This is a genomic window from Ectobacillus funiculus, from assembly GCF_004138295.1.
Classification (GTDB): Bacteria; Bacillota; Bacilli; order Bacillales; family Bacillaceae_G; genus Ectobacillus; species Ectobacillus funiculus.
Window position 1 is genome coordinate 35,694 of sequence record NZ_SCFM01000034.1, and the last position, 18,807, is coordinate 54,500.

General features: G+C 40.2%; 16 protein-coding genes. 11 read left to right on the forward strand and 5 right to left on the reverse strand.

From position 1 onward, the window contains the following. Positions 1-102: 102 nt before the first annotated feature. From cls to EP737_RS19025, 7 genes are all read left to right on the forward strand, one after another. On the forward strand, positions 103-1,326 hold the full coding sequence (gene cls, locus EP737_RS18995) for a cardiolipin synthase (protein ID WP_129729890.1): 1,224 nt from the start codon (positions 103-105) through the stop codon (positions 1,324-1,326). A gap of 274 nt (positions 1,327-1,600) precedes the next feature. After that, entirely contained in the window at positions 1,601-2,092 is a 492-nt protein-coding gene (locus tag EP737_RS19000) for an HPP family protein (RefSeq protein WP_129729892.1), read from the forward strand. Between the two features lie 225 nt (positions 2,093-2,317). Further along, positions 2,318-3,913, forward strand: coding sequence for a DcuS/MalK family sensor histidine kinase (dcuS, locus tag EP737_RS19005; RefSeq protein ID WP_129729894.1), 1,596 nt, complete (start codon positions 2,318-2,320; stop codon positions 3,911-3,913). Then, entirely contained in the window at positions 3,910-4,617 is a 708-nt protein-coding gene (locus EP737_RS19010) for a response regulator (protein WP_129729896.1), read from the forward strand. Before dcuS ends, EP737_RS19010 begins: the two co-directional genes overlap by 4 nt. A 91-nt stretch (positions 4,618-4,708) precedes the next feature. Further along, positions 4,709-6,070, forward strand: coding sequence for a 2-hydroxycarboxylate transporter family protein (locus tag EP737_RS19015; protein ID WP_410776219.1), 1,362 nt, complete (start codon positions 4,709-4,711; stop codon positions 6,068-6,070). A gap of 64 nt (positions 6,071-6,134) precedes the next feature. Continuing rightward, the gene (locus tag EP737_RS19020; protein ID WP_129729900.1) at positions 6,135-7,328 is read left to right on the forward strand and encodes an NAD(P)-dependent malic enzyme; all 1,194 of its coding nucleotides are present in this window, start codon (positions 6,135-6,137) and stop codon (positions 7,326-7,328) included. A gap of 230 nt (positions 7,329-7,558) precedes the next feature. Further along, positions 7,559-8,311 carry a sulfite exporter TauE/SafE family protein gene (locus tag EP737_RS19025; RefSeq protein ID WP_129729902.1) on the forward strand — a complete coding sequence of 251 codons (753 nt, stop codon included), beginning with the start codon at positions 7,559-7,561 and terminating at the stop codon, positions 8,309-8,311. Positions 8,312-8,392: 81 nt separating this feature from the next. On the opposite strand, the gene EP737_RS19030 is transcribed toward EP737_RS19025, so the two are convergent. Beyond that, the gene (locus EP737_RS19030; RefSeq protein WP_129729904.1) at positions 8,393-9,019 is read right to left on the reverse strand and encodes an FMN-dependent NADH-azoreductase; all 627 of its coding nucleotides are present in this window, start codon (positions 9,017-9,019) and stop codon (positions 8,393-8,395) included. A 133-nt stretch (positions 9,020-9,152) separates the two neighbouring features. Beyond that, entirely contained in the window at positions 9,153-9,578 is a 426-nt protein-coding gene (locus tag EP737_RS19035; RefSeq protein WP_129729906.1) for a MarR family winged helix-turn-helix transcriptional regulator, read from the reverse strand. Positions 9,579-9,796: 218 nt separating this feature from the next. Between EP737_RS19035 and EP737_RS19040 the strand changes: the two genes are divergently transcribed. Both EP737_RS19040 and EP737_RS19045 read left to right on the forward strand, forming a co-directional pair. Then, positions 9,797-10,654, forward strand: a complete 858-nt coding sequence (locus tag EP737_RS19040) for a manganese catalase family protein (RefSeq protein WP_129729908.1) — start codon at positions 9,797-9,799, stop codon at positions 10,652-10,654. Positions 10,655-11,084: 430 nt separating this feature from the next. After that, entirely contained in the window at positions 11,085-11,684 is a 600-nt protein-coding gene (locus EP737_RS19045) for a DUF2238 domain-containing protein (RefSeq protein ID WP_129729910.1), read from the forward strand. A gap of 160 nt (positions 11,685-11,844) precedes the next feature. Here the strand turns inward: EP737_RS19045 and EP737_RS19050 are convergent, their stop codons facing one another. The 3 genes from EP737_RS19050 to EP737_RS19060 all read right to left on the reverse strand — a co-directional run bounded on the left by EP737_RS19050 (position 11,845) and on the right by EP737_RS19060 (position 16,203). Next, positions 11,845-13,140: a hemolysin family protein gene (locus tag EP737_RS19050; protein WP_129729912.1), complete on the reverse strand. Its 1,296-nt coding sequence runs from the start codon at positions 13,138-13,140 to the stop codon at positions 11,845-11,847. Between the two features lie 215 nt (positions 13,141-13,355). Then, positions 13,356-14,189, reverse strand: a complete 834-nt coding sequence (locus EP737_RS19055; protein WP_129729914.1) for an undecaprenyl-diphosphate phosphatase — start codon at positions 14,187-14,189, stop codon at positions 13,356-13,358. 685 nt (positions 14,190-14,874) lie between these two features. Continuing rightward, entirely contained in the window at positions 14,875-16,203 is a 1,329-nt protein-coding gene (locus EP737_RS19060) for an amino acid permease (RefSeq protein WP_129729916.1), read from the reverse strand. A gap of 528 nt (positions 16,204-16,731) precedes the next feature. Between EP737_RS19060 and EP737_RS19065 the strand changes: the two genes are divergently transcribed. Further along, a complete protein-coding gene (locus EP737_RS19065) occupies positions 16,732-17,394 on the forward strand; it encodes a DUF2642 domain-containing protein (protein WP_129729918.1) in 663 nt (220 codons plus the stop codon). 415 nt (positions 17,395-17,809) lie between these two features. Further along, a partial coding sequence (locus tag EP737_RS19070) for an ArsB/NhaD family transporter (protein ID WP_129729920.1) occupies positions 17,810-18,807 on the forward strand: 998 nt, incomplete at its 3' end.

Here is an 18,807-nt window from a genome sequence, read left to right on the forward strand (position 1 = left end):
ATTAAAGAAAATGAATAAGTAAATACATGATTAAAAGGGGAGGATAGTTTTTCTATAATAACAAAAGCTAATCAAGGAAAAAAGTGTAAGGGAGATACATACGTGAAAAAATTACGGAAAATCCTTCGTATACTTCTATTTGGCTTTGTTGGTCTATGTTTTGTTTCACTTGTTTGGGATAAGGCGGATCGAACCTTGGCGGTGAGAGAGAAGGTGTTCGATCAGGAGTCTGTCCAATATCCGATTCGTAAAAGCGATGTAACCTTATACACGGATGGACAAGAGTTTTATGACCGCTTATTAGATGATATAGCGAATGCGAAGCAATATATACATATCAGCTTTTTCTCTATTGCTGATGATACGGTTAGTCATCGTTTTGAGGAGCTTTTAAAGAAAAAAAGTAAAGAAGGGGTCGAGGTTTATTACGCTGTAGACAGGCTAGGGGGCGTTTTATTAAAAGAACAGGATAAACAAGCTTTGCTAAAAGCAGGAGTTCATTTTACTTATTACAATAAGCTTGATTTTCCATATTTCTTTTCTTCTTTAGAACACCGGAATCATAAGCGGATTTCAGTTATTGATGGCACGATAGGTTATGCAGGTGGATTTAATATTGGGAAAAAATATTTAGGAAAAAACAAAAAGCTGGGAAGTTGGAGAGATTATCATCTTCGCATTCAAGGGGAAGGCGTACAGGACCTAGAACAGGAGTTTGAGCTGGATTGGGTAAAGAACGACCGAGAAACAGTGTGGAAAACCCATACTTCCACTGAAAAAGGAACAACTGCGCTTCGGTTTAAGGCATACAGCGGAAAGGATTTGGCATATGACTATGCGAATTTGTTTCATCAGGCGCAAAAGTCGATCACTATTTTATCACCGTATTTTATACCAAATAACAAAGTTATTTGGCATGCGTTAATTGATGCTGAAAAAAGAGGGGTAGAGATAAACATTTTGTGGTCTCCGGAATCAGACGCTCCTCTTGTTAAGCAGGCCGCCTATCCTTATATTCGGAAAGCCTTAAAACATGGTATGCATGTTTATGGGTATCGGGATGGGATTCTTCATGGCAAGGTATTGGTCATTGATGAAAGGGTAGCGATGGTAGGGAGTGCCAACCTAGACTCGCGTTCCATACACCTAAATAAAGAACTCAACTGTTATATATATGATACTGCTTTTATCAAGCAGGTATTAAACAAAAAGGTTCATGAAGATTTTCAACGTTCGAAGCAGATTCATTCCTCTTATGTTAATAATTTGCCGCTGCAAGAAAAGCTAAAGGAGCGCTTGGCCAAATTAGTAGAGTATTATTTGTGAACTAGTATTTGATGTCCGAGATATTGGTCAACTAAATAGCTGTAATGGAGGATGCACATTATGTAAAATAAACAGGGGGTAAACGCCGGATGCTGCAAGGGCTTGTTTTCTGCTTGCACTGTAAGAAAGCAGACGTTTCCAGATGGAAGTACTGGAAAGACATCCTCAGACCAGTAACTATTTCCTAAATTAGCTTGACGAAATAAGCGAATTTTTATTACTATAGCTATAGTTATTATAACGAAAGTTTGAACATATTGGAGGGAAATTGTTCGTGGTGGTTCGGCTGTTTACGATTTGTTTGTATCTTACATTTGTGTATTGGGCATCTTCTCATATCTCTGTAGATAATGTACTATTTTATCCAACATTAGGCGCTTTTAGCTACTTTTTTGTCAGCCGAAGCATGAGCAAAGCGGAGTCTCTTAAAACGATTCTTGCTGCTGTGATTGGCGTAACATGTGGCAGTAGGCTTCATATGTTAAGCGCAGGTATTATAACATTTTTAATTACTTGCCTGATTGCGATTGCTCTATTGCGTATCTTAAAGATACACGCTGCTCCAGTTGTAGCAGTTTCATTGATTCCTTTTTTCTCAAAAACCCCTTCATTTTGGGTTCTTCCTGTCTCAGTCCTTTGTTCGCTAAGCGGTCTGCTTCTTGTATTATGGGGCTCACAGCTAGTGGAAGCAAGATGGATTACTTGGAAAGAGAAAGCAAGGTTATATCCTTCAGTTCGAGGGAAAAGTTTTGAAGAAACATTGTAGCGTAACAGTAGTAGAAGTGTTTTATCTATGTTTGTAAGGTGACCTAATTGGAAGGGTCATCTTTTTTTGTACTTTAAGAAAGAATAAATTTCTAGCTGGAAGAAAATTCGACGTAGCGGGGAATTTTAGGAATACAGTATATTTACATACCTTACTTTTTAGATTGAAACGGAGCTTTGCACAGTTAGTTTAACTTTTTTATGTGTTGAAGGGGGAGTGAAGCGTGTGAAGAAACAAAAGTGGGGATTGCAGGCGACTATAACCGTGCTTGTTTGCTGCGTTGTAGCAGTCTGCCTGCTTGTAACGGATGCACGTATTAGTAAAACAATTGCTGATTCTATTGAGAAAAGCCAACGGGAAAAAGCAACGAATGTGGCACGTGTGGTAGCACATTCGGACATTGTGATAGATGCTTTGGAAAAGGGAAATGGTGATATCCAAGGATTTACAGAGGAGATACGAGGACTGACGAATGTACAATTTATTGTTGTAATGGATATGAACGGGATTCGCAAATCACATCCCGATCCGGCCAAGATTGGAAAGCGCTTTGTTGGCGGTGACGAGTATCTTGCACTTAAAGGAAAGGAACATGTTTCAATCTCAAAGGGGACATTAGGTATTTCGCTTCGCTCCTTCATACCTATTTTCGATCATAATGGCAAGCAGCTTGGGGTAGCAGCAGTTGGCATTTCTTTAAATAATGTGCACAAGGCTGTTGGTCAAGCTCGTGAAGATATATACATGGGTACATTGTTCGGTGTAGTAGCTGGTCTGCTTGGTGCCATTCTGTTAGCAAGGTATATTAAGAGTATTTTGTTTGGGCTGGAGCCCTCTGAGATTGCGAAGCTGCTGCAGGAGCGGGGAGCTATTCTACAGTCCGTAAGGGAAGGAATTATCGCTGTTGATCAGGAGTCCCGGATTACACTTATTAATAAAGCAGCACTTCGTTTGCTGCAAAAGGCGGGCCTTGCAAAGGAGCCGCTTGGCATGAAAATGGAAGAGTATTTGCCAAACTCGAAGCTTGGACGGGTATTGGAAACCGGACAAGAGGAACTGGATGAGGAGATGGAGTTAAATGGAATTACGGTAGTTGCCAATCGTGTTCCTGTTATGCTGCAGGACAGAATCGTTGGGGCTGTTTCGACGCTTCGTGATAAAACAGAAGTGCAGCAGCTTGCTGAACAGCTAACAGGTGTACGCTCGTACGCTGAGGCGCTGCGGGCGCAGTCCCATGAGTTTATGAATAAGCTGCATGTTATTTTAGGGATGGCGCATATGGGGTATTATGATCAGATGACGCAGTATATAAGTGAACTCGTACACCATCGTAACAATGAGATTGGAGCAATCTCGAGATATATGAAAGATCCTGTGCTTGCTGGATTTTTAATTGGAAAGCTGAGTTATACGCGTGAAGCAGGCGCCGAGCTGTTCGTCTCAAGCGAACGAGAAGTGCCGGAGCCGCTCCATTCTCATACATCTCACGAGTTGATTACGATATTGGGAAATTTAATTGAGAATGCGTTAGATGCGGTATCACGCTCTCTTGTTAAGAGAATTGACGTGCATTTTGATTATGGCGATGATATTTTAACTGTTGAGGTACACGATACCGGAGCTGGTATCGATAAAGAAACACAGCACACGATGTTTGAAAAAGGGTTTTCCACAAAGGGAGAAGACCGGGGCTTCGGTCTATTTTTAGTGATGCAAAGCTTGGACAGGCTTGGTGGAGAGATAGAGGTTTCCTCAAAGCCATCAGAAGGAACGAGATTTGTTGTTTATATACCATATGATGGAAAGGCTGGTGCAAAGTGATACGAGTACTGATTGTAGAGGACGATCCAATGGTTGCGGAATTTAATAAACGTTATTTGGAGCAGGTAGGGGGATTTCAGCTTGTTTCCATCGCTGCTTCTGTAAAGGAAGCGTTGCGTGTACTTGAGGAAGAAGCGGTCGATTTAATGCTGATGGACATTTTTATGCCAGGGAAAACGGGACTGGAGCTGCTGCGGCATATTCGGGAAACAGGCCGGAGAACGGATGTTATTTTCATTACAGCTGCCTCGGATATGGAACGAATTCAAACTGCGCTGCGGTACGGGGCGGTCGATTATTTAATTAAGCCTTTTGAGTTTGAACGATTTAATGAGGCATTATCCGCTTATCGTGAAAAGTTTGCCTTTATGAAAAATCAACATACTTTAAGTCAAGCGGAGCTTGATCGGCAAATTCTTCAGAAGGAAGCGAAAGCTATTACAGAAGAGCTGCCAAAGGGATTAACAAGGGGGACCCTTCAAGTAATTGTAGAAGCAGTGCAAAGCATGGGCAGATCACCGTTTTCTACAGAGGATATTTCCGAGCGTGCAGGCATTTCAAGGGTATCTGTTAGAAAATATTTGAAATTTTTGAGTGATATACATTTTCTTGGGGTAAAGGTTCATTACGGTACAATTGGCAGACCTGTTTATCAGTATCAGTATGATGAAGAAAATGAGAGCGTGATCAAGCAATTTTTGTAAGCGGCCTACATGGGTCGTTTACTTATTTTAATTACAAAACTCTTGAGAAAAATTACAAAAACTATGAAAGCGTTTGTAAAAAGGTTAAGCTGTGAATATGAAAAAGGAGGTATACAGTATGCAATCAGTAAAAAAACTGCAAACGCTTACGAATTCAGAATCAAAAGAAACTATGTTTTCAAAAATTGTTAATACGAAAATAGGTGTAATCCCATTACCGCTATATATCGTTCTAGCGGCTGTTATTTATGCGGCATCTGTGTATAATCAGCTTCCTGCTGACATGATCGGCGGCTTTGCAGTAATTATGATTATGGGAATTTTTCTAGGACATGTTGGAATGAGAATTCCAGTGCTTAAAGATATTGGCGGACCAGCGATTTTGTCATTATTTGTTCCATCTATTATGCTATTTTTTAATTGGATGAATCCGGCTTCCATGGCAGCGGTTACGTCTTTAATGAAAACGTCAAACTTTTTATATCTCTATATTTCTTGCTTAGTAGCAGGGAGTATACTTGGGATGAACCGTAAAGTGCTTATTCAAGGCTTTATGAGGATGTTTGTTCCGCTTATTGTCGGTACGATTGCGGCAGCCGTTGCTGGAGTGGGAGTAGGTCTTCTCTTTGGATATGAAGCAAAGGAAACGCTTTTCTTTATCGTTGTTCCCATTATTGGCGGGGGAATTGGAGAAGGGATTTTACCGCTTTCCATCGGTTATTCTGAAATTTTAAATCAGCCAGCTGAGCATTTTGTATCTCACATGATTCCGGCTGCGGTGATTGGCAATGTGGTTGCGATTATCGGCGCCGCTTTAATGAAAAAATTAGGTGAGAAAAAGCCAGAGCTTACTGGAAATGGTGTATTAGTCAAAACAAATGCAGATCGAGATATTCAAGAAGCAAAAAGTATAGATAAGCCAGTTGATTTCTCCTTGATGGGAGCAGGTTTGCTGATTGCTTGCAGCTTCTTCGTTTTTGGAAATCTGGCACATAAATTTGTTGGAGTTTCGGGAGCTATTATTATGATTTTTACGGCAGCAGCCGTTAAATATACCAACATTATGCCAGCGAAGATGGAACAGGGAGCTTACCATTTGTATCAATTTGTATCGAAAAACTTAACATGGCCGCTTATGGTCGGATTAGGCTTGCTGTATATTCCGCTTGATAAGGTTGTAGATGTTGTAACACCAGCTTATGTTGTTATTTGTGCATCGGTCGTGGTTGCGATGATCAGCAGTGGATATCTCGTTGGAAAGCTTATGAATATGTATCCAGTTGATGCGGCAATTGTTACTGGCTGCCATAGCGGTTTAGGTGGCACAGGTGATGTAGCCATTTTGTCAGCGTCAAACAGAATGGAATTAATGCCGTTCGCACAGGTTTCTACTCGACTTGGTGGAGCGGGAACGATTGTATTAGCTACTTTATTACTGCAGTTGTTAAGTTAATTACACCAAGACAGATAAGACAACAAGGACGGTCTTTCGCAGGATCGGAAGAGGAGAGAGGATAATGGGAAAGATAGAAGAACAAGCCCTGCAGCTTCATAAAGATTTAGTTGGGAAGATTGAGATTGTAAGCAAGGTAGAGCTAAACTCTGCGTATGATTTGAGTCTCGCTTATACGCCAGGGGTAGCAGAGTCATGTAAGGACATTGCGGAAAATAGCGAAGCTGTTTATGAGCAAACCGCACGGGGAAATATGGTGGCAGTTGTAACGGATGGAACAGCTGTACTTGGATTAGGGGACATTGGTCCAATGGCGGCAATGCCAGTTATGGAAGGAAAATGTGCTTTATTTAAAAAGTTTGCGGGTGTAGATGCATTTCCACTTTGTCTAGCAACGAAGGATGTAGATGAGATTGTTAAGGTTGTAAAAGCGCTAGAGCCAACATTTGGCGGCATCAACCTTGAAGATATCGCAGCGCCACGTTGTTTTGAAATTGAGGAGCGTCTGCGTAAGGAGCTGGACATTCCTGTCTTTCACGATGATCAGCATGGGACGGCCATTGTAGTATTATCTGCACTCTTAAATGCGCTTCGGGTTGTAAAAAAGGACATCGCGGCGATCAAGCTCGTTATTAACGGAGCGGGCTCTGCCGGAATCGCTATCGCGAAGCTCCTCCTCAAGGCAGGTGTACAGCATATTTCACTTGTTAGTCTAGAAGGTGTTGTATGTGAAGGGGAAGCATGGATGAATCCTGCACAAGAAGAGATAGCGAAGCTTACAAATAGAGATAAGATTCAAGGGACATTACCAGACATCATTAGCGGTGCGGATGTATTCATCGGTGTTTCCGGACCAGGCGCATTAACGGGAGAATTGGTGCGAACGATGAATCAGGATGCGATTGTACTAGCGATGGCAAATCCAACACCGGAAATTTTCCCTGAGGAAGCGTTAGCGGCTGGAGCGAAGGTAGTGGGAACAGGACGTTCGGATTATCCAAACCAGGTAAATAATGTGCTCGCATTTCCGGGAATTTTCCGAGGCGCTCTTGATGTACGCGCAACGGATGTGACAGAAGAAATGAAGCTGGCGGCTGCTTATGCGATTGCCAATATTATTTCGGGTGAAGAGCTAAGCCCGAACTATGTGATTCCTAACCCGCTTGATGCACGTGTTGTTCCAGCCGTTGCGGAGGCGGTAGCAAAAGCAGCAATTGCGGCGGGAGTAGCACATGTTTCCAAGTGTGTGCAGCACTAATACATGATGAACGAAACAGTGTGAACGGCTTATGCATTTCATGAAAGGTCATATAGAAAGAAAAGCCTTGGGTGATTAGAAAAATCACTCCGGGCTTTTTGTGTGCAAATAGTTGAAGGGATATCAATTGTTTGAGAAAATAGCAAAAGATAATATTTATCTAGGTAAGAAAAATAGAAAATAATTTAGCAGGAGATACTTTATCGATTCTTGCACTGGAGGGAATACAGTTGGCAATTGCGTTAACAATGTTTGCGATGGGGATTTTATTAGGATTTGTCGGAGCGGGAGGAGCTGGTTTTATTATTGCGCTCTTAACTGTTCTATTTGGAGTTCCCATTCATACTGCTTTAGGAACCTCGCTGGCAGCAATGGCTTTTACGACGCTGTCGGGAGCTTATAGTCATTTTCGACAAGGGAATATTTCGCTTAAAACCGGTTTACTTACTGGGATATTTGGAGCTATTGGCTCTTATTTCGGTTCTCAGACAGCCGGATGGATTCCGGTGCATTCCTTACATTGGCTCACAGCAGGAATGTTATTTCTATCTGCTGTTGTTCTTTTAATTCGATTATTTATCGTACAGAAAAGATTTGAGAATCGAAAAACTGAGCTTGCAAATGTTCCATGGATTTTTCCAAAAGCAGTATTAGTAGGAATCATATCAGGAATATTAGCGGGCACTTTTGGAATTGGCTCGGCTCCATTTATTCAGATTGGACTCCTCACTGTGCTAGGGCTCTCAATTAAACAATCCGTAGGAACGACGATGCTGGTTATTTTGCCGATTGCATTTGCTGGCGGGATTGGCTATTATGCCGAGGGATACCTAGATGTGGTCCTGCTGTTGCAAGTATTGATTGGAACGATGATAGGATCCTATATCGGAGCGAGGTTTACGAACTATGCTCCACAAGGTTTGCTAAAGAGCGCGATGGTTCTTACACCAATCACTGCTGCGGCGATTATGCTTATTAGCTAAAGTATATGATTATCTGCAACGTAAAAAAATCCCTCTTGGCTTCATCAGAAGCCAAGAGGGATTTTTTTAGAGCCTTTAAGCTTAAAATGCTGCTGCAACTGTTACAGCCTTTTGGATTCCTTCTGTAATAATTTCCTTTGCTTTGTCTGGGAACTGATTGTGGCCTTCAACAATAACAGTTGTGATATCTTGTACGCCCCAGAAGCCCAAAATTGTTTGCACGTATTTTACAGACATTTCTACTGCTGCTGCAGGACCTTCAGAGTACACACCGCCTCTTGCATTTAAAAGAGCGACTTTTTTATTAGTTAAGAGACCAACCGGACCTTCAGCTGTATAGCTGAAAGTTTTCCCTGCTTGGCTGAGATAATCAAGATAAGTATGCAGTACAGCAGGAACCGTAAAGTTCCAAAGCGGGAATGCAAATACAACCTTGTCAGCTGCTAAGAATTGATTTAAGTATTTGTTGACAAGATTTGCTGCTGCTTGTTCTTCGGCCGTTAACTCAAGACCTTTGCCAAGCTTAAACATACCGTTGATTTTATCTGTATCGTAGTACGGAAGGTTTTCTGCAAATAGATCAAGTTCTACTACTTCATCCTGTGGATGTGCTTCTTTATAGCTTGCAAGGAATGCATCATACAGTTGAACGCTGACAGCTTGTTCTGCCGGGCGAGAGTTTGCTTTTACAAATAGTACGTTTGTCATTATGTTTCCTCCTATTATTCCTCTAATTTATTAGTTGTTATAGCAACTAATAAATAAAGCTGAGCTTATGGGATTGATTGTATCATGGGATTAGTTGTTACAGCAACTAAAATTCCTCACAATGCGCTGAAGGTCATGTTACATTCGCGCGCATTTTAGTCAAAATTCTTCTGAGTTCTTTTAACTCTTCATCTGTAATTCCATTACAAATAAGATTGTGAAATTCCTCCGCAATTGGAATAACAGAACTGCCAAGCTCTGTTCCCTTTTCGGTCAGGTATACTTCTAACGAGCGGCGATCGTGCTGATTTACGACTCGCCGAATAAAGCCCTTTTCCTCAAGATTAGCAACCATGCGGGCAATATTTGTCTTATCCTTATCTAATTTTTCAGCAAGCTCATTTTGAGTTAATCCATCTTGCTCCCAAAGAAGCATCATAATCAGATTTTGTTCAGGAGCAATATTAAAAGGAGCAAGCCGATCCTTTACACAGCTTGTAAGGGCTAAGTCTGTTTGATGAATGAAGATACTAATATAATCATCTAAAGTTAATTTCATATAAATCCTCCGCAGTTCCATGCTGTACGCATTATATGTAAAAGAATTGCAATTGTCAATAACAGGAAGAGTTACACATGGAACAAAGAGTGAAGTAACAGTATATTCGGGATTATGTTTTATTTAGAATTAATGATAATAAGTTTTTAATGAATAAGTTTTCAAGTCCTGTAAAGTATAAACAAGGTAATCTATACCTATGAAGGCGAGGCATGCTTATGTACTATTATAAGGAAGAGCTGATTAATATAATTAAACCGGACAAGCCAGATCCGGCAGCTGCTAAAGTATTGCAAGAGACGCTCGGCGGACAATTCGGGGAAATGCGGACGATGATGCAATACTTTTTTCAAAGCTCTAACTTTAGAGGAAAGAAAAAGGCATATCGTGACTTAATTCGCGGAGTGTTCCTAGAAGAAATTAGCCATGTGGAGCTTGTGCAAAGTACAATCAATCAACTACTGAATGATTCTGGTGCTTCTTCTGAAGTAGGAGCTGGTGGTGTGGACGGTGCTCCTCTTGACGAAGCAATTAAGTATGCTAACCCGCATCACTATATTGTGGGGGCACAAAGTTCCCTTCCCGTAGATGCGGGCGGAAACCCATGGAACGGGTCATGGGTATACAATCATGGCAACTTAATTGCTGATCTGATGAATAATCTTATTCTGGAGTCTACTGGCGTTCTGCAAAAAACAAGAATTTACGAAATGAGCTCAAACCAAACGCTTCGTGAAACGCTCGGGTTTCTTATCGTGCGCGACAATGCGCATCAAAATGCCTTTGCCAAAGCACTAGAAACATTAGGTGTTGAATGGGCGAAGCTTTTTCCTGTTCCGAACTATGATATCAATAAATATCCAGAATGCAGAAAGTACGTAGAAATGGGCTTCCATAATGCACAGTTTAACTTTAGATTGGATGAAACGAAAATCGGAGAGATTTTTCAAGGGCAGACTCCAAGCAGAAATGGAGGAATGTTATCGGTAACAGAACCACCAAAGGGCTTCCCAGTTCCCGAGCTTCCTGAGATGCCAAACGAGCATAGCCCTGGACTGCGGGATATGGATTTTTAATGGATTGGAGCTTTAAGAATAGGATGTGCAGCCTCTAATTTTCATTAGGGGCTTTTTCTTGCACTTTAAGAAAGTATAAATTTCTAGCAGGAGGCCCATTCGACGTATTTTCGTTAATACATATGAATAGCGCTCATTTACCTTTTGTATATATAGAAATGTATTAGTTGCTGAGCTTTTCGTGGATGAATAATATTTTCCGGGTTTTTAGAGTCATAAAGAGATGCAAGAGTATAGCACAGATTGCATAGTATTTTATTTTTAGCTTATGAAGGAGAGTGATATATATTAATTTTTGTATCTGTTGAGAAAGATCGGGTAAAATAAGGGTTCTTTGATGCGTTAATTTATAAAATTGTTCTCTAATGAACGGGAAGGGCAAAACTGTAGTGTATTAGGATTGAAGATTAACTATTAAGGGGGTGTAACTTTGTCAAAACAAACCTATGTTAGTATATTGCTAGTTGTGTTTTTTATTTGCTTGGCACTTTCAGCCATTCGTCCGCATGATTATTTCACATGGTTTTTGGAGGTACTACCAGGTATTCTTTTGATACTTGTTCTGATAGGAACCTACCGCTCATTTCAGTTTACAAGCATGACGTATACGTTCATATGGCTGCATATGCTTATTTTAATGATTGGCGGACATTATACATATGCAGAGGTACCGTTATTCAACTGGATACAACATGAGTGGGGTTTAGATCGGAACTATTATGACCGTCTGGGGCATTTTGCCCAAGGGTTCGTACCAGCATTAATGGCAAGAGAAATACTGCGGAGGCATGTCGGTGTTACGAAATACGGTTGGTTGGCCGTGCTTGTTGTTTCGGTTTGCTTAGCATTCAGCGCTTTTTATGAATTGTTGGAATTTTTGGTTGCTAGGCTGACTGGGACGGCGGCGGAAGCATTTCTTGGTACACAAGGAGATGTGTGGGATACCCAATGGGATATGACACTAGCACTCATAGGGGCTATTGCAGCACTGTTTTTTAGCAGAATACAAGATAATGCGATGAAGCAATAGAACTAAGCGCAGTTCTTGGGCTGCTTTTTTTCATCTTCACGCTTAGAAAAAAAGCAATTCCCTCACAAAGGAAATTGCTTTTTTGCACTTTAAGAAATTTTAGGAATATAGTATAAGAGCAACTAGGCCCGTATCTTTGCCAATCGGCGAGTTTTCTTTACTATATTCGTTCTACCCTTACTCTCGTGATTCGTCTATTCTGTACCTTCTCCACCTGGAACTGCACACCATTATATTCGATAGTCGAGACTGTATCCTTATCTGGGATATGGCCAAGCTGACCGATTAGAAATCCGCTTAACGTATCATAATCCTCTGTAGGCAAATTAATTTTGAGCACATCTTCAACCTCATATAGATTTACTAGACCATGGATTACAAAGGCGTTTTCTCCTAATTTTTTAATCTGCTGTTGCTCTTCTGGTTCATCGTGCTCATCGAAGATGTTGCCGACGATTTCCTCAATTAAATCTTCAATCGTAATAAGTCCGTATGTTCCGCCATATTCATCGATGACAATTGCAATATGGACTTTATCCTTCTGCAAATCTCGAAAGGCTTTGTCTGTACTTCTTGACGCCGGAAGAAAGTATGGTTTTCGTAGCACTTCCTGCAGGCTAAATTCTCTTTTGCATAGTTTTTCAAGACGTGGAATGACATCTTTTACGTGAAGGATACCAATAATATTATCTAAGCTATTTTCATATATTGGAAACCTGGTATATTTTTCTGTATTCATGATTGTTAGCAGTTCGTCTAATGTAGCTTGCATTGGGATGCCGACGATATTTGTTCTATGCGTCATTAAATCTGAAACTGTTTTATTGTTAAACTCAAAGATATTGTTAATCATCATTTTTTCTGTCGGTTGAATGGTGCCCTTTTCTTCACCGACGTCAATCATCATGCGAATTTCCTCTTCGGTGATTTTTTCCGGCTCCGCATTCGGATCAACGCCGAAAAAGCGGACGATTAGGTTCGTGGAGAATGTTAGTAATTTTACAAATGGGGCCGAGATCTTAGAGAGTATTGTTAAAGGAATGACAGCAAGCATTGAAATAAGCTCGGCTTTTTGCATGGCCAAACGCTTTGGTACTAGTTCGCCTAACACCAATGTAAAATAGGAGAGAAACAAGGTGATGATGATAACAGATATTGTTTCGAGAATATTTTTTGGGAGGGGTATGCCGATTTCAACAAGAAGAGCAGATAATTGCTCTGCAAAGCTTCCTGCGGCAAAGGCACTTGCCATAAATCCAGCAAGGGTAATCCCAATCTGAATTGTTGCCAGGAAGTTGCTCGGCTCACTGAGTAGATTGCGAAGCATCTTTGCTTTTTTATCACCAGCCTCCGCCATATACTTTACTTTATTATCATTTAAAGAAATAAGGGCGATTTCTGATGCTGCAAAAAACGCGTTGAGGAAAACCAGTAAAAGCAATATCGCGATTTCCATAGGTGGCGAATCTCCTCCAAACCATTTTCCTTCATTATACCATTACAAGGAATAGGAGAGTATTTGAAAAAAAGGAAATATTAGCTTTGCGGGAATATAAATAATGTTTATTTGTAGTTTTTAGCTGGACTGTATAATACTCTCCCTATAGTTTATTTCGAAATCTTATCCATGTTTAATGGAATGGGCTTGGTCAAAAGACCAAGCCCATTTCATTAAAAGTAAACAATATAGATAAGAACCGCTAAAACAATTCGATAAATTGCAAATGGCATGAGTTTGATTTTGTTGATTAGCTTCAGGAAGAAGCGCATGGAGATTAGCGCGAATATAAAGGCGCTGAGAAAGCCTGCGATAAAAAACGGCAATGCATCCATTGTGAAGTACTGCCAATTTTTCAATAAGGATAGAAGGCTTGCACCACACATAATAGGAACTGCCATAATAAAGGTGAAATCAGCAGCTGCTCGGTGACTCATTCCGAGCAAAACACCTCCTGAAATTGTTGAGCCTGATCGAGAGAAGCCCGGCCACAAGGAGAGACATTGAAACAGTCCCACTGCGAATGCTTGCTTGTAGGTAATTTGGTCAACAGTCTGAACTTTTGGTTCCTTTCCTCCCAAGCGATCGGCAACAATCATAAAGATAGCACCGAGCACTAAACCGATTAAAACAGTAGCAGTTGAAAATAAGTATTCATCAATATAGTCTTCCAGTAATACCCCTAAAACACCAGCGGGAATTAAACCTACAAGAACTTGTGTAAGCCTAAGGCGCTGCGGCTGGTGAACATTGGTACCTTTATGTCGGCGGCCTAATCCTAATAGCTCAATGAAGCGGTCTCTAAAGATAACTACAACAGCTAAAATCGAACCGAGCTGAATAACAACCTTAAACGTATTTGCAACATACTTTGTTAGAAATTGTTCGGATTGCAGCCACATATCGTCGACGATTACCATATGGCCAGTTGATGAAACAGGCGCAAATTCTGTTAATCCTTCTACAATTCCTAAAATGATAGCTTTTAAAATCGTAAGAAAATCCATTGTGTTCAACTACCCCTTAGTTCATTATTCGTACTTAGATAAAGCTCGTACGTCATGGCAACAAATGAAGAGATATAAGGAAATGTGCATATAAAAAGCTAATAAACGCAACTATGCAGCACATCGGGAGATTTTATAAGCTGCCTAGTTGTTTTTTGCACTGCAAGAAAGTATAAATTTCCAGCTGGAAGCTAATTCGACGTAGTCGGAACTGCTAGAAATACAGTGTAAGTGAAACTACGCCTTTGTCTTCGCCTGCCAGTTGGCAAGTTTTCTTTATCTTTCAGCATCCCAAATTTCTTCCTTCATAAGGCACCTATTGTATTGTATCAAATATTGGCAAAAAGCCAATCGAATTCTAGATTTGTATTTTAATTTTTACAATTCCATATGAATTCCATTTCTTATGTTGAATATTCATCTGGTTAGATTTTAATGGTGTCTATAACAATAAAGTGCAGGAAAAAGTTGAGCAATACGAAGAAAACTCGCAGATTGACGAGTCCTGCTCATATATTTTATTCCTAAAATTTCCAAACATGTCGAATTGTCTTCCAGCTAGAAATCGATGCTTCTTTAAAGTGTAAAACAGAAAAAGCCGCTGGATGCGGCTTAATTTAGAAAAGAATGTCCTCTTCTTCAAGCGAAGGCTGTCATCCTGTGGAGAGGCCTAAACAGTTTCTATTTATTTCTTTCTCCCGATCAAAACGGATAAGAGGGATAAAAGAACTAGAATACTGATGCATATACCAGAGTTAATAATATTTCCCGTGAACAAGAAAAAGAAAAAAATGGTAGCTAAGGCTACTGCTGCAAATAATGTGCTATATGGAAACAGCCATAAGCGAAAATACGGGGTGCTAGGATATTGCTTGCGCAGTTTCAATTGAGCAAGGCAGATGCTGGTCCAAATAAACAAAATCGTAAAGCCTGGAATAGACATTAAATATGAAAAAACATGCTCTGGTGTAAGATAAGCGATAAAAGAACCAATAAGTAAAGCAATACCGCTGACGATAATTCCCCAAATAGGAACACCGCGCTTCGTTACAAAAGAGAATAAAGCGGGCGCTTCTTGATTCTGCGCTAGGGAGTACAACACGCGAGATGTAGCGTACATTCCTGAATTTGCAGCAGATAGCAAGGCAGTCAATAATACAAAGTTCATAATATGAGCAACGCCCTGTAGTCCGGTCGCAGAGAAAACCTGAACGAAAGGGCTGCCTTGCGTTCCGATTTCATTCCAAGGGATGAGCCCGCAAATAACCAGAATAGGAAGTGTATAAAACAAAATCACGCGGAACATAGTGCCCTTGATGACCTTCGGAAGCGTTTGTTCCATATGTTTCATTTCTGTTACAGTTAATCCAATTAATTCAGAACCTCCAAAGGAGAAAACTACGATTAAGAGAGCTGCAAAAACACCTCCCCATCCCTTTGGAAGGAAGCCGCCGTGACTTATGTAGTTCCCAAAATATACAGCCTCTTGATTTGGGAAGAGCCCAAATAATAGAGCAGCCCCGATGACAATAAATAATATGAGCGTGATGATCTTAATCCCTGCAAGCCAAAACTCTATCTCTCCGTACATTTTGACGCTGATTAAATTAACTGACAGAATGAGTATGGTACATATTAAACTGAGCAGCCATAATGGAGCTGCTGGGAGCCAGTATTGCAAAAAGCTTGCCGCCGCCAATACTTCGACAATAATAACCAAAATCCAGTTTACCCAATAGAGCCAACCGACGACGAAGGAAAAGCGAGAACCAAAAGCCTTTTGGATCATTCCTTGAATATTTAAACCTGGATAAGCAATTGCCATTTCCGCTAAAGCGGTCATAACAATCAAAAGCAGAAAACCTGTAAACAAATATGAAACAATAATGCCGGGGCCGGCGGCTGAAATGGTATCCGAGCTTCCTTTAAAAATACCAGTTCCAATCATCCCGCCCATTGCCATAAGCTGGACGTGGCGAGGCTGCAGCCCACGTTGTAAACTATTTTTTTTCATGTAAAATTCCACCTTTTATAGTAATGACAATTGAAAAATCCCCACTGATAACAGCAGGGACGAAAAAACTTTACGGCACTACCTGAAGTAGGAATAAAAGCTCATATTTTAGTGCTTTTACTATAATTTATTCTGCTATAATGTCCGATTTTGATTATAAGGATAGGGTTGGAAGATTGTCAAGGGTGTGCATTTCTTCTTTTGGCAGTGATGTGTAGAAAAACGCAAGGTAGAAAACGTGGGGGATGTTGTATAAAACAGACCACTCCATCTTTCATCCGTTCCCGCGTTTGATACATCCTATAACCTTATCTGAACACCTACTCATGGTATAGAACACAATCTTAAGTGCAATGTACAAAATCTTTTGTCCCGAACATGCTCTTTTCATTTGAAGAAACTATTCTATACAGTACAGAGAAAAGAAATATTATATTGCTTCGTAAAATTGCAATAATGTTTTCTAAAATGTACTGTTTCTGTATATAATATACCACTATCCTGTGTTCAGCGTGAGGGGGGTTCTTCTTGAGCATAACAGCCTTGTGCGGCAAACAAGTTGATGTAATCATATCGGCAAATGCCTTTTTTCAAGGAATATTGATTGAGACCGGGAAAGATATTCTTGTATTGTTTGATGGACAAAGATTTGTATATATCCCTTTGTTGCATGTCCATCGGGTGAATCTTAGCCCAGTTATAAATGATGAGCTTAGTAACCCTACTGAAATTTCTTTAGCAAAAGATGTAGAAGCCATTTCGTATCGTACCATTTTAACAAATGCAAAAGGACTGTTTACTGAAATTTATGTGACAGGCAATATATCATTACACGGATATGTTATGAGCGTTCGCAGTGATTATTTTGCTTTTTACTCTCCTGTTTACAAAACGATGCTGATTTCCTTACAGCATCTAAAATGGCTGATTCCTTATAATCTAAAAACGCCTCCGTATACTTTAAGCACTGAAAAGCTTCCTGTCATTCCAGCAGCTGCCCCATTGCTTCGATCATTCGAGGAACAAGTAAAAAAATGGGAAGGAGAGCTTGTAGTGTTTGATATAGGAGAGGATCCAGCGAAGATCGGGTTGGTAAAGAAAGTGAGGGATTCTATTATTGAGCTTGTCATTGCAGGCGGCGAAACAGTGTATTTAAAACTTTCTCATATCAAGTCTGCTCATGTACCGTAATATACACAGAGGAGCAGATCAGGCTGAATAATGGTTTAAAGAATGTGAACTGTGCATACACATAAATGCTCTGGGATCAATTCTCAGAGCATTTATGTGTATGCGCAGTCTTTTAGCTAATGGCAATCCAACTAAAGAGTGAATTGAGGAAACTCTTAGATTGACCGTGCGATATGGAAAAGCATATTTTCATGCGTACAGAGGGCCTGCTCATAACAGGAAGACCTTTATATAATCTGCAAACACCTATACCATCCTGTAATAAAGCATAGAGGACAAGCGTACATCTTGAGCGCCTATTAGGTCTATTGTCTATCTCTGTTTTCGTAGATTTGCATATATTATAGTATGATAAGAATCAGACAAGCAAATACTAAGTGATTTGCGATTCCAAAAAGGAAGAGATAATATAACAATGGATATTCATATCATAATTTCAGTACTCGTATTCCTTATGACAACAATAGTGATATTCTGGAGACCAAGGGGAATGAGCGAAGCTTGGCCGGCTGCAATTGGTGCAACCATTATTCTATTAACAGGCGTTGTATCCCGTGCTGATATTCTAGACATTCTACAAAAAATTGGCGGCGCTTCAATTACGATTATCTCAACGATTGTTATGGCAGTTATACTGGAAAGCTTCGGCTTTTTCCACTGGTCAGCAGCACGACTTGCAAGTGCAGCAAAAGGTTCGGGATACCGTTTGTATTGGTACATTCAGCTACTGTGCTTTTTGATGACACTTTTGTTTAATAATGATGGCAGTATCTTAATTACCACTCCCATTTTAATTTTACTCCTCAAAAATCTTCAACTCAAACCACACCATCAAATTCCATATCTTTTAACTGGCGCTTTAATTGCCACAGCTTCAAGCACCCCTATTGGTGTAAGTAATATCGTGAACTTAATCGCATTGAAGATTCTTCATATGACACTTTATATGCAGACAGCAATGATGTTTATTCCAACAGCGTTGGGCCTGCTATTTATGTCCTGGCTAATGTATATATTGGTAAAACGAAAGCTTCCTAAGCGATTGCCAAACTCAGCGTATGACATTGAACAAATGTTTTTCACGAAAAACTTTCATCCGTTAAAAGGACATCTTGTAGTTGAAACCAAACGGCAGCGTACAAAATTTATGTTAAAGATTTTACTCTTTGTTTTTCTCATGCGCAGCTCCCTTTTTATAGCATCATTTTTCTCAATCCCAATTGAATTTGTGGCGGTACTTGGCTCCCTCATTTTGCTTATATGGAGATGGTATTACCTACGTACAAAACCTATTGATATCTTGAAAAAAACTCCTTGGCATATCTTCATTTTTGCTTTTTCCATGTATGTGCTCATTTATGGTCTGCATAACTCGGGACTAACAGAACTTCTAGTGAAAATGTGCGAACCGAT

Coding starts and splice junctions, on each gene's coding strand:
- EP737_RS19040 (WP_129729908.1), top strand. CDS start 9,797: ATGTACTATTATAAGGAAGAGCTGATTAATATAATTAAACCGGACAAG.
- EP737_RS19020 (WP_129729900.1), top strand. CDS start 6,135: ATGGGAAAGATAGAAGAACAAGCCCTGCAGCTTCATAAAGATTTAGTT.
- EP737_RS19035 (WP_129729906.1), bottom strand. CDS start 9,578: ATGAAATTAACTTTAGATGATTATATTAGTATCTTCATTCATCAAACA.
- EP737_RS19060 (WP_129729916.1), bottom strand. CDS start 16,203: ATGAAAAAAAATAGTTTACAACGTGGGCTGCAGCCTCGCCACGTCCAG.
- EP737_RS19030 (WP_129729904.1), bottom strand. CDS start 9,019: ATGACAAACGTACTATTTGTAAAAGCAAACTCTCGCCCGGCAGAACAA.
- EP737_RS19055 (WP_129729914.1), bottom strand. CDS start 14,189: ATGGATTTTCTTACGATTTTAAAAGCTATCATTTTAGGAATTGTAGAA.
- EP737_RS19050 (WP_129729912.1), bottom strand. CDS start 13,140: ATGGAAATCGCGATATTGCTTTTACTGGTTTTCCTCAACGCGTTTTTT.